Genomic DNA, 13,154 nt, shown 5'->3' on the forward strand with positions numbered 1-13,154 from the left:
GGAAAATGCCGACGTGTGCGGCGGTGGACGCAGCTTCAGAGGAAGCTGCTAGTCGAGCAGGACGGATTTGCGGGATTTCCCCTCGACAATTTCAAAGCGATGGTCTTGGCCAGGCAGATGCGCGAATGCTTCGCTGCGCCCGGGTAGCAGATGCACCCTGCGCGAGGCGCCGCATTGCCCGGGCTGCGTGCCGGTGCTGCACTGACGCACGTTGTCGAGCACCACGGTGCTGTTGCCCGCGTTGTGCACCACGGTGCGGTCGGCCTGGCGATCGGTGCGCAGATCGGGCGACGGCGCTTCCGGATGCACGATGACGAAGACGCCATAGCCGGTCAGCACGTTGACGCCGGCCGCGATGGCACGGCGATAGTCTTCGGACTGCGCCTCGGTCAGGGCGAACTCGTCCTCCTTCTTCGGCAGCACAGGCACGAAGCGGACACGGTAATAGCGCTCCTTGTCGCGATCGCCGTGATAAAGCAGCCGTGTGGCCTGCTGCCCCTGGCGCGGAACGATGAGGCGCGAAGGGCTGGCGATCAGTGCGTTGCCAGCACGGCCATATACACCCGGCGCCACATCGACCTCGTAGGGCGTGTTGTCCTCCGTGTAGCGCACTTCGGTAATCTGCACACGCACGAATGCCGTGGCGTCACCGCTGTTGCGGACACGCTTCAGCAATGCGCCCTGGTCTGGCAACAGGTACTCGTACATGGCGCCGACGTGGATCGACGGCATTTCGGCGCTGGCGAACGCGGGCAACAGCAGTGCTGCGCCCAGCAGAATGAGGCGTTTCATCGAGGCTTCCTTGAGGCCGGGGTGTGGCGCTGCCGACACCGCCTTCACTGAAGTGCGCTACGATAGGGAGGGGTACTCTCCCTGGGTATGCAACTTTTCCGAATAATTCGAAGTTCCGGGCCGAGCGGATGAACGGCTCAGGTTTGTGCAGTGCGCGCTGTACCGTCGAATTACGTGATGATGCCGCAGCTGGAACAGTAGTTTGACAACCCCATCAGATCGATCACGTGCCGGCGGACCCCATCGTCAGCGCACAGAATCAGCACGCCTTCGCCATCGGGCACCGAGCGGAACATGCCGTGCAGCGTGATCGGCGCCGCAGTGCGTGTGGCGATGGCGACAGTGTGGATGCGACCGCGGCCGCACGCGCTGCGGAGTGCGCGCAGTTCTGCTGCCGTGGGCGGCCTTCCTGCGTGACCGACGCCCCGGGGCTCCAGCCCGATACTGACCGTCAGCGACCGGCCCATGAACCGGCTGTTGATCACCGGCACATCGCGATCAGGGAATCGACACAGGAAGGCAATGGCGCTCCGCACCCCCGCGTCTTCCGATGCAGATGATGGATCTACGATGGCAGCGTCATTGCGCGGCGTCGTTGCGGAGCCACGGCACAGGCAGTGACGCAGGTCCGACAGTACTCCGGCTCCCGCTGCGAACATCTCTTACCCCTCGACATGATCCATGTAGGTGATGGCCGCCGACCGTTCCCCCTGCCGGCGCGCCGCTCATGCTATGACTGCCAGCCCAGGCGCTCAATCGAACAACTCCGAAATTCAGCGCGGACTGCCCCACCCCTCTGTTCAGCAGCGGATGATTGATAAAAGTTCTATGGAAAGAACGCGCACTTGATTGCACTGTTGCCATATTGCACTGCAGCGAAATCCGCTGGAGTTGCACTGGCGGCGCGATGGCGTGCCGTTTGACCAGGCCGGAGATGCGGTGTTCGGATGCGTGTGTGCTTTCTGATGAAGTTCGACCTGCGGCGTGATCGCCAAGGCCTGGCGCCGCCGCTCTACGCCTATGTCTGTGCCCATGCATCATCGCGGGAGATCGCATTGCGCAAAGCATCGCGCGTGCTGTCGAGAATCGTGATGGACGACAGTCAGACGAAATGGATGATGATGGAGTGCAAGGACGTGGTGCAGGCATGTCGCTCCGGGCTTCTGCCCGTGGAAGAGACATTGCTCGAGCAGGCAAGCGCGGCGAGGTCCGGCGTTGCTGCACTGTATCGGGAATCGGTGCAGATCGTGGGCGTCACGGAACAGCGATGATGTGTGCGGGCGCCCCACTCCACCCGCGTGGCCGCCTAGGCCTGCCGGGGCACGGCGCTGCGACCGCCCACCTTGTCGTGACCATGGTTCTCCCACGTGCTGCGCAGCTGCCTCCGCTGCGGCGCGGACGCATACATGTAGCCGTTCAATGAATCAAGGAACCACCGCTGCTGCTCGACATCCAGTGCAGCGAACCGTGCAAGCACTCCGGCTACGCAGGCATCCAGTTCAATGGTCATTCCGCTCCCCCGGATTACGAGTTAAGTTGCAGTCACTGTATGGATGGCAGTTCACTTCCACAATCGAACTAGTTTGCAAATGCCGCAGGCCTATCCGCCATCGGCACAGGTCACCCAGCCATTGGCGGCAGCATAGCGATGGACATCGATGGTGCTGTTGAGGCCGAGCTTCTTCATCGCCGAGCGCTTCTGTGCACTGATGGTCTGTACGCTGCGGCACAACTGGCGGGCCACCTCGCGCTGGCTGTAACCTTCGACCAGAAGGCGCAGGACCTCCAGCTCGCGACCCGACAGCACCACGCCCGGTTGCTGCTCATGCAGTGAAGCGAGTTCGAGCATCCGCGGCGACAGGTGGTTCCTGCCGACGGCCGCGGCGAGGATGGCCGGTGGCAGGTACTCCAGCGGATCGGACTTGGCAACGATGCATTTCACGCCGGCCCGCTGCGCATGCTCGATGATGTGGCTGCTGTCGTTCCCGGTGAGCAGGACGAGCGCCGTGCGAGGAAAGCGTCGCAGGAGGAAGCGGATCAATGACAGACCGTCTCCGTACTCGCCACCCGGCATCGAGTAGTCGATCACCGCGACCTGCACGCTGGTGGTGGCCAGCAGGTTGACGAGCTCGCTCGAATTCCTGGCACACCCCCGCAGGGACAGGTCCGGGTGTGCGGCGACGAGCCGGGCAACGCCGATGGTGACCACGGGGTGATCATCGGCGATGATGAATTCGACAGGCATTATTCGCGCCTCCTTCTGTTGACGCTTGTCAGGTTGGCCGGAAGTTTCCTGTTCGCGAAACCCAATGCGAAGGAAAACACCATGAGAGACCGAGTCGAGCATGTTGTCATTGCCGACGATCATCCGATCACACGCTTTGCGGTTGAGGCGATCATCGATGAGCAGGCAGGATTCCAATGCCTGGCCAGCGTTGCGAACGGCGTCGAACTGCTGGACCTCCTCACTGTCCAGCCTGCCGATGTCGCTGTCGTCGACTACTCCATGCCCGCTGGCGACGGCAGCGATGGGCTGGCGTTGGTGGACGCGTTGAGCAGCAGACACCCCGCACTGCGGATCGTGGTGCTCACCGCGATGGACCAGTGGCCGATCATCCAGGTGCTGCTCACGCGGGGGGTGGCTGCGGTGGTCAGCAAGTCGGATGACCTGCACCATGTCGCCAGAGCACTGCTGGCCGCATCACAGGGGCGCCGGTATTTCTCACCTGCCATCCTGGCCAGCCGGGATGTGAACGGATTCGACTCCGCCGGCGAACTGCTCTCGCCCCGCGAAGCGCAGGTGGTACATCTGTTCCTGGCGGGCAAGGGTGTGAACGAGATCGCGCTCGAGCTGGCGATCACCAAGCAGACGGTCAGCACCCAGAAGCGTGCAGCAATGCGCAAGCTCGGCGTAAGCAGCAATGCCGAACTCTTCAGGTTCGCATCGGACTTGGGACTGGAGTGAGCGTGTCTGCCGATGGGGCACGCCCAGAGTCGCGTTGGCACCTCGTGTAGTGGGACGGCAGCAGCGGGCCGGGGCACGAATGATGTACGGCTCGTTCAGGTTCTCCAATACAATTAGTTGCAAAGACGCATCGGGCACTCTTTGCTAGCCTTCCAGCACCGAAATGGAGGAGCACCGGGGGGTGACAGCACCGCGTCGCCACGGCCTCTTCAGCACAACGTCCCGTGAGATCCGCTCACGTGCTTTGCCCGCCTCTGGAAGGCCGATGAAACGATCAACAGGAATGGCCGGGCTGCTGGCTGCAGCCGCGCTTGTGCTCTGCGCGCTTGCTGCCGGCGTCCATCACTCCTCCCGCAACGACGACGCCACGCAGGCGCGCATCATCCGTGTGGCCGCCGATCCGCAGCTTGATGGAGGGCGTGCGGTTGGCTTCGCCACCGGGAAAGGTGCTTCCGCCTATCGCTACATGATGCACATCGCCGGGCTCGCGGGCGTCCGCTTCCAGTTCGTACCCACCGGATCGCCCGCGGAGGCCTACCGTCAGCTTCAGTCGGGCGAGGTGGATCTTGTGCCTTCGGTCATGGACCTGGATCTTCCACAGGATGACCGCTTCCTGGTGTCGCCACCCTACTTCGAGGGCAGGACATTGCTGTTCTCGCGAGCGGCGGGGCCCGGTTTCGCTACGCTTGGCGCGCTGGCCGGCCACGTGGTCGCCGTACGCGAGGGCAGCCAGTACGTTGACTGGATCCGGCGCCATCATCCGGATATCAAGGTGCTGGAGTTCACGGGAGTGCCGCAGATCCTCGGTGCGGTCGAGTCGGGAACGGCGGATGCGGCGCTGGGAACCGATGCGCTGTACAACCCGGTGATCCGTCGCTATTTCCAGCACACTCTGGTCGCGTCCGGTGCGGTCGCGGAGCTGCCGATCGTGGTGCGTGCGGTGGTCAGGCGCGAGGACAAGGCGCTGCTGGACACCATCGACAGCGGACTCCGCGCGCTTTCGGTCGCGCATCACCGGGATGTGATCGATGGCTGGCTGGAGACGGTGTACCGCACGCCGCCCTCGATCGGCGCAATCCTGCTGTACTACCGGACGGAAGCGATTTCCGCCGCCCTCGTCCTGCTGGCGCTGGCGTTCGCGGCCTACCAGATGAAGCAATCACGGGATCTGGCCAAACGCGCCGCGCAGGAGAAGGCAAGGATGCTGGCCGTGGTCAGCCATGAAATCCGCAATTCGGCCAATGCGCTGCTTTCGGCAACCGACCTGCTCGGCAAGGGACCCGTGCTTCCGGAGCAGGAAGAGGCCCTCGATGCAGCCCTGGCCAGTGCCTCCAGCCTCAGTCTTCTGCTGAACAACGCATTGGAGTACTCGCGATTTGAAGGAGGCAGCCGCGCAGCGGAGCCAACGCGGGTCGCGCTGTGCCCCCTGATCGAGGAGTCGGTGCGCGCGTTCCGCCCGCAGGCGCGCGAGCGCAACGTGACATGCCATGTCGAACTGCCCGGTGGCGAGCCGGGCGATCTGTGGATCGATCCCATCGTGGTGCGGCAGGTGGTCGTCAACCTGTTGTCCAACGCGATCAAGTTCACACGCAACGGTGACGTACGTGTGCGCCTGTGGGTGGAGACCGGCACGTCCGGGCACTGCACGCTGAACATCGAGGTCATCGACAGCGGCATCGGCATGAGTGCCGAGGAGCGCGAAGCCTTGTTCTCCGACTACTGGCAGAGCCGGCAGGGACGCGCCCTGGGCGGCGCTGGCCTGGGCCTGTCCATCTGCTCACGCATCACGCAGCGGCTGGGGGGTTCCATCCGTGTGGAGAGCAGCCCCGAACAAGGCAGTCGTTTCCACGTCGTGCTTCCCGCGCGTCACGCGCGGGCCGGCGAACCTTCTGCTCCGACGCCCGCACTGCAACCGCAGGCGACTGCTACGCCTGGAAATCCATCGGTACTGATCGTGGAAGATCACATCTACAGTGCACGGATGTTCAAGGCGCAGATCGAGGCGATGGGGCTGCCGGTGACCTTGGCGGCAGACGCCGCACATGCCCTGCGCGTGATCGAGACGGATCCTCAGTTCGGCTCGATCCTGCTGGACTGCAACCTGCCCGACATGGACGGCTACGCACTGTGCCGACGGATCCGCGCGATTGAACGCTCGCGACAGCAGGGGCGTGCCAGAATCCTGGCGATCTCAGCGATGGAAGGCGTCGAACATGCCAGGGAGTGCGCCGAGGCAGGGTTCGATCACGTCGTGACCAAACCTCTCTCCACCTTCCAGCTCAGGGCCTGGCTGGGCCGGGGACCGGGGGACGAGATCGCACGCGGAATGCTGGAGATCTTCTGGGAATCGTATGACAGCGACCTGCAGGATCTCCAGGTCGCGGTCGAGGCGGGTGTCTGGGGCAAGGCCGGCGACCTGGCCCATCGCATCTGCGGCAGCGCGGCCATCGCTGGCGAGCGTGGCATCGAAGCCATCGCGCGGGCCCTGATGCCGGCACTGCGTCAACGCACGGCAGACCCGGCGTTGGCCGGCGACATCGCGGGCTTCATCGCAGACCTGCGATGGTATGCGGCGCATGGCACGCGGATGCAGCAGGCGCCGCTGGCAGCGGCGCCGCGCACTTCCTCCACCGCACGCGTCCCCGTCGAGGAACGCGGCATCACCTCAGTGCAGGGGCACCCGCAGGACTGAAGGTGCGTTGGCCGGGGAACTGAAGGTGACCGTTCCACCCAGCTGGCTGACGCCGGCATAGCGCAGGTCCACGGTGTCGATCACCAGGGTCAGCCGGCTTCCGGCCGGGATGTTCCAGCTGCTCGCTTCAAGACGCAGATCGAGCGTGCTGGCCTGCCCTGGGGTCGCGCCGCGCAGGGTGTACGGCTTGTGGCTGATCAGCTGCCCGTTGCCGAGGACGTCCTCGACGAACAGGTACGCGTACAGCGTGGTGTCGGCCCGGCTGGGGGTGACGGTGACGCGCACTTCCGGCATGCCATCCAGGCGACGGGCGCTCCAGTAGACCGGGCTCTGCCAGACGCCGGCGGCATTGCGGCCGATGAAGGGGACGTACGCACCGGGCGGGACGTTGATCATCTGCAGGGTGCCGGACACCATTGCGACCCCGGAGTTGGCAGCGGTCGCCAGGCCACTGCCGATGCGGTAGCTCCAGCCGCTGCTGCGCCCGTTCTCGACCAGGCCGCCCGTGGGAAGCAGGAGTCCGCCCGGCGCGGTCAGCGCGTACTGGGTCGCGCCGGCACGGGTCGCCTGCCAGTCTGCATAGGTGGTCCAGCTGCCCTTCTGCGATTTCAGCTGCACGGCCGGGGCACGATCGATGCCGTTCGCCACGCCCTTGAGGTAGTGATCAAACCAGTCCCCCACCGAGGCGTAGACCTCATTCGGCACGCCCAGCGCACCCAGCGCCTCGTTGAGGGCATGATCGCCATGACGCAGCTGCAGCTGCTTGGGGCCGGTCAACGCATTGAAGAAGTCCACCAGCTGGCCGGGCGGGAACAGGCTGTCGTTGAAGGCATTGGCCAGGAAGATGGCGGGGCGGTTGGCGTTGATCTCCGCCACGCTGGCCGATGGGCTGCGCAGTGCCGCAACCGGCAGCAGCGATTCCACCGCGCCCTGGAAGTTGCCGGTCACCACCCTGCGGTTGATCGTGGCCAGCTCCTCACCGGGACGACCGGTGGCCAGGCCGGCGGCCACCAGCAGGGCAATGCCCTGCGCGCTGGGGGTGTCATTGCTGTACAGCGCCGCCTGCAGGTCGGCCCAGCCGCTCAGTGCGGCCACCGCCTTGATGCGGGGATCACGCGCCGCCGCCAGCAGGCTGGTGCCGGCGCCGTAGGAGATGCCGGAGACACCGATGCGGGCAGGATCGGCCCGGGTGTTGTCCAGCGCCCAGTCGATCAGCGCGCTGACATCTTCCACGGTGGCGGGTCCGGCGATGTCGATCGCCCCACCCGACTCCCAGAACCCGCGCGAACTGTAGCTGAGCACGATATAGCCACGCTGGGCCAGCGCCTGCGCGACGCCGACATATTCCACGCTGGGAACGGCCCAGCTGCTGGGCATGACCAGCAGCGGAAGGCGTCCCTCGCCCTGCCCCAGCGGCTGGATGACCAATACCCCGAGCGGTGTTCCGTCCCAGCTGGGTATCGTCTGATGGGTGGTGGTGACGGTCACCGCCCAGGCGGCAGGTGACAGGCCGGTCAGCAGGATCAACAGCAGCAGCATCTTGCGCATCGTCGTTTCTCCCCGTCGCTGCAGTGCGACGAGCCGGACCGTACCAGTGCGAATGGTGGGAGACACCTTGCGACGCAACATGGCGGGAACGCCCCTGTCGCCAGGCCTGAACATGAATGCGGCGTGCTAGGCTCTAGCGTGCCGATGCAGGCACACAGACAGCTCCCGGCCGGTGCCGGCAGATTCAATTGCCGAGAAGAGGTCAATGGCGAAATTCCCGTTCCGGATGGCCGCATGCGTGGCTGCACTGCTGGTCCTCCTGGCGATGACGCTTGTCGTCGCCTCGCGGCGGTCTGCGGACACCACGCAATCACCCACGGCCACTACCGGAGCCGAGGCTGCGCTGCACGGTGCGCCGGCGTCGGCAGCCGCCGCAGGTACCGGACAGGCCAGGCCCGTGCTTTCACCCATGGCGCGCTACCGCGAGGCGGCCCGCCTGGATCTGCTCATCGCCGACCTGGAGCAGCGCTCGCGCAACGGCGACGCCGACGCCAGCCTGGCCCTGAGCCGGATCTACGACGAGTGCATGATGTCCCTCGACCCTACGGCACTCGCGACGATGGACATCCCGACTGCGCGCCGTGCGGCCCTGATACGCAGCCATGCCTGGTTGCAGAGGCGCTGTGCCGGGGTGTCGCTGCGCATTCTCGAGAGCATCAGGAACGTCCGGCACTACCGAAGCCTGGCCGCCCGGCAGGGCAGTCTGGTGGCCCAGATAGAAGAGCAGATCCCGCTTGCACGGTCTGATCTGTCCTTGGCCGATCACAGGACACTGATTGAAGCCGTCCTCCTGCAAGACGATGGCGAGGCGTACGTGGCTCTTTCCAACCTGATGGGTTCGACGGCGGCCGGCAGGCGCGAGCAGCTGCAGGGCGTTCCCGCCGGCAGCGAGGTCGCCACAGCGGCCTGGATGCTCGCCGGATGCCGGCTCGGCATCCCCTGCGGAATCGACTCTCCGCTGCTCAACCGCCTGTGCGGCCAGTCGGGCATGTGCGGGCCGGAGTCGGTCGAGGACCTGTTCACCAGCGACCTGCAGCCGGAAGACAGGGACGCTGCCCAGGCCGGGGCCGATGCGATCTTCGCGTTGGCGCATCGCATCGGACGGGAACCGGGCCTGTAGTCGGCGCGCCCTCGGCATCCCATCCGCAGCCCGGCAACCCGGCGCTGCGCGAACCGGCGATAATGATGGGCTTTTCACTGGCAGGAGTTATCGATGTCCCCCTACCCCTTCGATGCGGTGCTGTTCGACTGCGATGGCGTACTGGTGGATTCGGAGCCGCTGGTGGCCCGCGTGCTCTCCGAGATGCTGAGTGCGCGCGGCTGGCTGCTGACCCCCGCCCAGGCAGGCGAGGTCTTTCTCGGCAAGTCCGTCGCCGGATTGGCCGACCTGATCGAGGAGCGCACGGGAAAACCCTTCACCGCCGAATGGCTGGAGGAGTTCCGCCAGCAGCGCAATCGTGCCCTGGAGCGGGACCTGACCGCCATCGCAGGTGCCCCTGAAGCCGTGCGCGCCATCCACGTGGCCACCGGCGGCCGCATCGCCTGCGCGTCCGGCGCGGACCTGCACAAGGTCGAGCTGCAACTGCGCAAGGTCGGGATGTTCGACGCCTTCGAGGGCCATGTCTTTAGCGGCCAGGACATGCCGCGCAGCAAACCGCATCCGGATGTCTACCTGGCCGCTGCCGCCTCGCTGGGCGTCGAGCCGCGACGCTGTGCGGTGATCGAGGACACCGTGACCGGCGCTGCGGCCGGCGTAGCCGCGGGCGCGACCGTGTTCGGCTTCAGCGAGGGCGGGCCGCACCACAGCACCCCGGAGGCACTGCGCGCCGCAGGCGTCCATCGGGTGTTCCAGCGCATGGATGAGCTGCCGGCCCTGCTGGCAGCCCACGCGGCCGGCGCCGTGGCGTGATCCGGATGCACGGGGCCGGCCCCGCGCCCGCGGGTCATGGCCGGCGCCTCGCATCAGACCGGGCCTCGATCATCTTCCAGCCATTGCCGGAAGGATCACGGAATCCGGCATCGACCGCGCCGTAGCGCTCGACCGGCTCCTGGGTGAACTCGACCCCGCGCTGCCGCCAGGCCTCGTAAGTGGCGCGGCAATCGTCCACCGCGAGCACCAGGGGCGGCATCGCGCCCTTGGCCAGCAACTGCTGCAGGCTCGCTGCGGTGGCGGCGTCGTGGACCGGTGGGCCGGGCCGGAACAGGCCAAGCTGGACGCCGTCCTGCCCGGGGCTGCGGACCGTCAGCCAGCGGTAGTCACCGTTGCGCACATCGGTATCCACCTCGAAGCCGAGCTTGCCGACGTAGAAATCGAGTGCTTCATCCTGGTCGCGCACGTACAGGCCGACCACATTCACGCTGTTCGTCATGGGACCTCCCTCAGTCGGGGGCGACGTTAGCAGCGCTGTCGCGTCGCCGCTTCTCCAGAACTGCGGTCTTCAGGTCAGGGCGTCGCGCCGCGCGGGCGTGGCACTCCGGCACCCGACCCTGCGCTGCCACCCCTGCGCGCTCGCGTTCGCGGATGGCACCCGGGCTGGCGCCGGTGATGTCACGGAAGATGCGACCAAACGTGCCCAGGCTGATCCAGCCGGTCGCCAGTGCGATCTCGGTGATGGGCAGGTCTGTCTCGCGCAGCAGGGCAACCGCCCGCTCGATGCGCCGGCTGAGCAGGTAGCGATGGGGCGGTATGCCAAACGCCTGCTTGAAGGAGCGTGCGAAGTGCGCCGCGGACACTGCGCTGACGTCGGCCAGACGGGCGACCGGCCACGGTTCGTGGCTGGCGCGGTCCATGCAGTCGCGGGCACGCAGCAACCGGCGCAGCAGGTCCGGGCTCTGGTTCATGGCCGCCCCGCATGCACGAGGCAGGGCCACGCATCCTCCGCGCACGCCACCCCTTCAATGGCGTGCGGGGATGCGGACAGGGGCGATGGGTGTCGGGCGGCCATGAGCCGGCCCAGCCTGCGTCGCCGACTGCGCGCGGTCAATCCCTGCCGGTCGCCGGCGCCCTGCGGCATGATGGGCGCCTTGGCCCCACCGGAAGCAGTCATGCCTGTCGGATTCATCGGGCTCGGAGTGATGGGAACGCCGATGGCGTCGCACCTGGCGCGGACGGGAAGCCAGGTACTGGGATGGTCACGCTCGGGCCGCAACGACGCCGAGGCGGTCGCCGCCGGCATCGAAGTGGCCGATGGCGTTGAAGACGTGTTCGCTGCCTGCGGCACGATCATCCTCATGCTCGCCAACGACGCGGCGATCGACAGCGTGCTGGCACGCGACAGCCCCGAATTCGCCGCGCGTGCTGCCGGTCGCCTGCTGATCAACATGGGGACCAGCTCCGCGTCCTATTCGCAGGCATTGGCACAACAGGTGCGCGCAGCCGGCGGGCGCTATGTGGAAGCCCCGGTGTCCGGCTCGCGGGTGCAGGCCGAAGCCGCGCAGCTGGTCATCCTGCTGGCAGGTGAAGACGAGGACGTCGCACAGGCCTCCGCGCTGGTGGCGCCGCTGGGCAGGCAATGCGTTCCCTGCGGCAATGTTCCTGCGGCATTGCGCATGAAGCTCGCCGTGAACCTGTACCTGATCACGCTGGTGACCGGCCTGGCCGAGGCCGTGCATTTCGCCGAAGCGCACGGCATTCCGCTGGAGCGCTTCGCGCAGGTGCTCGATGCCGGCCCGATGGCCAGTGACGTTTCGCGGATCAAGCTCGACAAGATGGTGCGCGACGACTATGCAGTGCAGGCATCGATCACCGACGTGCTGAAGAACAGCCAGCTGGTGGCTGCGGCCGCACGCGAAGCCGGCATTGCCGCACCGCTGATCGAGGCCAGTGATGCCCTCTTCGACCGCGCCCAGCGGCTTGGCCTGGGCGGGCTGGACATGGCCGCCGTGCTGCAGGCGGTGCGACGGCCGCCCACGGCCTGATTCTGCAAGGGATGGCACGCCTGCCCCCGCCCGCTGCTATATTCAGGCGGGCTGGACAGGCATGGTGCCTGTCCACGCAACAACAGGGAGTTGGCCATGGGTCTGGTACAGGCGGTGAAGGGTGCGGTCGGTGGTGTGCTGGCCGACCAGTGGAAGGACTTCTACACCGTGCCCACCGGCCTGCCGGCCACCGCAGCCCTGTTCGCTGCGGTCCCGCAGGGCACCAATGCCGGACGCGGCTCCAACACCCAGGGGTCGTCCAACATCATCAGCAACGGCTCGAAGATCGTCGTGCCCGAGGGCTACGGCCTGCTGCTGTTCCAGGACGGTGCGATCACCGCCTTCGTCGCCGAACCGGGCGGATACGAATGGCGCTCGGACGACCTGAACTCGCAGTCCCTCTTCGCCGGCGATGGCCTGGTCAGCACCTTCATCAAGCAGAGCTGGGAGCGCTTCAAGTTCGGTGGCCAGCCGGGAAGCCAGCAGGCCGCCTTCTTCGTCTCGCTGAAGGAACTGCCGGACAACCGTTTCGGCACCCAGTCGGAGATCTACTGGGATGACGGTTTCCTCAACACCCAGGTCGGCGCGGTCACCCGCGGTTCGTACACGTTGAAGATCGTTGATCCGATCCTGTTCGTGAAGAACTTTGTACCCGCGGCCTACCTGCAGCCGGGCAAGGTGTTCGACTTCACCGACCTGGACAACGCTGCCGCCACCCAGCTGTTCAATGAGGTGGTGGGCTCGCTGGCGCCGGCCTTCAGCCTGTACACCAACGATCCGGGCAAGGGCAACCGCATCACCCGGCTGCAACAGGATTCGATCGGGTTCGCGCAGAGCCTGTCGGCCGCCGTCGAGCAGGCCTACCAGTGGCAGAGCGATCGCGGCCTGGCCATCGTCAAGACGGCGATCGTCTCCATCGAGTACGACGCCACTACCCGTGAACTGCTCAAGACCGTGCAGCGCGCCGACGCGCTGGCCGGCTCGCGCGGCAACTCCAACCTGCAGGCCAGTGTCGCCCAGGGCATCCAGTCCGCCGGCGAGAACGGTGGCGCGGCAGGCCTGGTGGGGGTCGGCATGGCATCGGGCATGTTCGGTGTCGGCGGCATGCAGCAGCCGGTCACCCCGGCGGCGGATGATCCGGTGGCCAAGCTGAAAAAGGCCAAGGAGATGCTGGACCTGGGCCTGATCACCCAGGATGACTACGATGCGTTGAAGGCCAAGGCGCTGGGCCTGTAACCC

The 13,154-nt window shown here is 66.3% G+C and carries 14 protein-coding genes; 7 read left to right on the top strand and 7 right to left on the bottom strand.

Annotation, left to right across the window (positions count from 1 at the left end; genetic code table 11):
- Window positions 1–48: 48 nt before the first annotated feature.
- Both ACVOKU_RS03850 and ACVOKU_RS03855 read right to left on the bottom strand, forming a co-directional pair.
- Entirely contained in the window at window positions 49–792 is a 744-nt protein-coding gene (locus ACVOKU_RS03850; RefSeq protein WP_481559145.1) for a CS1 fimbrial subunit B flags: Precursor, read from the bottom strand.
- 170 nt (window positions 793–962) lie between these two features.
- Window positions 963–1,451, bottom strand: a complete 489-nt coding sequence (locus ACVOKU_RS03855) for a hypothetical protein (RefSeq protein WP_481559146.1) — start codon at window positions 1,449–1,451, stop codon at window positions 963–965.
- Between the two features lie 306 nt (window positions 1,452–1,757).
- Here ACVOKU_RS03855 and ACVOKU_RS03860 point away from each other — a divergent pair, with 306 nt between their 5' ends.
- Window positions 1,758–2,063 (top strand): hypothetical protein, encoded by a 306-nt coding sequence (locus ACVOKU_RS03860; RefSeq protein WP_481559147.1) that lies wholly within the window; start codon window positions 1,758–1,760, stop codon window positions 2,061–2,063.
- Between the two features lie 35 nt (window positions 2,064–2,098).
- Here the strand turns inward: ACVOKU_RS03860 and ACVOKU_RS03865 are convergent, their stop codons facing one another.
- Both ACVOKU_RS03865 and ACVOKU_RS03870 read right to left on the bottom strand, forming a co-directional pair.
- On the bottom strand, window positions 2,099–2,302 hold the full coding sequence (locus ACVOKU_RS03865) for a hypothetical protein (protein ID WP_481559148.1): 204 nt from the start codon (window positions 2,300–2,302) through the stop codon (window positions 2,099–2,101).
- Between the two features lie 90 nt (window positions 2,303–2,392).
- Complete coding sequence (locus ACVOKU_RS03870; RefSeq protein WP_481559149.1) at window positions 2,393–3,037, bottom strand: LuxR C-terminal-related transcriptional regulator; 645 nt, start codon at window positions 3,035–3,037, stop codon at window positions 2,393–2,395.
- On the opposite strand from ACVOKU_RS03870, the gene ACVOKU_RS03875 reads away from it, so the two are divergent.
- Together ACVOKU_RS03875 and ACVOKU_RS03880 are read left to right on the top strand one after the other, a co-directional pair.
- On the top strand, window positions 3,005–3,757 hold the full coding sequence (locus tag ACVOKU_RS03875) for a response regulator (protein ID WP_241685943.1): 753 nt from the start codon (window positions 3,005–3,007) through the stop codon (window positions 3,755–3,757). The two genes, ACVOKU_RS03870 and ACVOKU_RS03875, sit on opposite strands and share 33 nt — an antisense overlap.
- A 265-nt stretch (window positions 3,758–4,022) precedes the next feature.
- Window positions 4,023–6,449, top strand: a complete 2,427-nt coding sequence (locus tag ACVOKU_RS03880; protein WP_481559150.1) for an ATP-binding protein — start codon at window positions 4,023–4,025, stop codon at window positions 6,447–6,449.
- On the opposite strand, the gene ACVOKU_RS03885 is transcribed toward ACVOKU_RS03880, so the two are convergent.
- Window positions 6,423–7,997: a S15 peptidase family protein gene (locus ACVOKU_RS03885; protein WP_481559151.1), complete on the bottom strand. Its 1,575-nt coding sequence runs from the start codon at window positions 7,995–7,997 to the stop codon at window positions 6,423–6,425. The two genes, ACVOKU_RS03880 and ACVOKU_RS03885, sit on opposite strands and share 27 nt — an antisense overlap.
- Window positions 7,998–8,202: 205 nt before the next feature.
- On the opposite strand from ACVOKU_RS03885, the gene ACVOKU_RS03890 reads away from it, so the two are divergent.
- Together ACVOKU_RS03890 and ACVOKU_RS03895 are read left to right on the top strand one after the other, a co-directional pair.
- Window positions 8,203–9,117 carry a hypothetical protein gene (locus ACVOKU_RS03890; protein ID WP_481559152.1) on the top strand — a complete coding sequence of 305 codons (915 nt, stop codon included), beginning with the start codon at window positions 8,203–8,205 and terminating at the stop codon, window positions 9,115–9,117.
- Between the two features lie 93 nt (window positions 9,118–9,210).
- Window positions 9,211–9,906 (top strand): HAD family hydrolase, encoded by a 696-nt coding sequence (locus ACVOKU_RS03895; protein ID WP_481559153.1) that lies wholly within the window; start codon window positions 9,211–9,213, stop codon window positions 9,904–9,906.
- Window positions 9,907–9,940: 34 nt separating this feature from the next.
- Here the strand turns inward: ACVOKU_RS03895 and ACVOKU_RS03900 are convergent, their stop codons facing one another.
- Window positions 9,941–10,366 carry a VOC family protein gene (locus ACVOKU_RS03900; RefSeq protein WP_481559154.1) on the bottom strand — a complete coding sequence of 142 codons (426 nt, stop codon included), beginning with the start codon at window positions 10,364–10,366 and terminating at the stop codon, window positions 9,941–9,943.
- 10 nt (window positions 10,367–10,376) lie between these two features.
- A complete protein-coding gene (locus tag ACVOKU_RS03905) occupies window positions 10,377–10,838 on the bottom strand; it encodes a helix-turn-helix transcriptional regulator (RefSeq protein ID WP_481559155.1) in 462 nt (153 codons plus the stop codon).
- Between the two features lie 204 nt (window positions 10,839–11,042).
- Between ACVOKU_RS03905 and ACVOKU_RS03910 the strand changes: the two genes are divergently transcribed.
- Window positions 11,043–11,915: an NAD(P)-dependent oxidoreductase gene (locus ACVOKU_RS03910; protein ID WP_481559156.1), complete on the top strand. Its 873-nt coding sequence runs from the start codon at window positions 11,043–11,045 to the stop codon at window positions 11,913–11,915.
- A 96-nt stretch (window positions 11,916–12,011) separates the two neighbouring features.
- The gene (locus ACVOKU_RS03915) at window positions 12,012–13,151 is read left to right on the top strand and encodes an SPFH domain-containing protein (RefSeq protein WP_481559157.1); all 1,140 of its coding nucleotides are present in this window, start codon (window positions 12,012–12,014) and stop codon (window positions 13,149–13,151) included.
- The last annotated feature ends 3 nt before the right edge of the window (window positions 13,152–13,154 follow it).

Source organism: Stenotrophomonas sp. STEN147 (assembly GCF_056757995.1).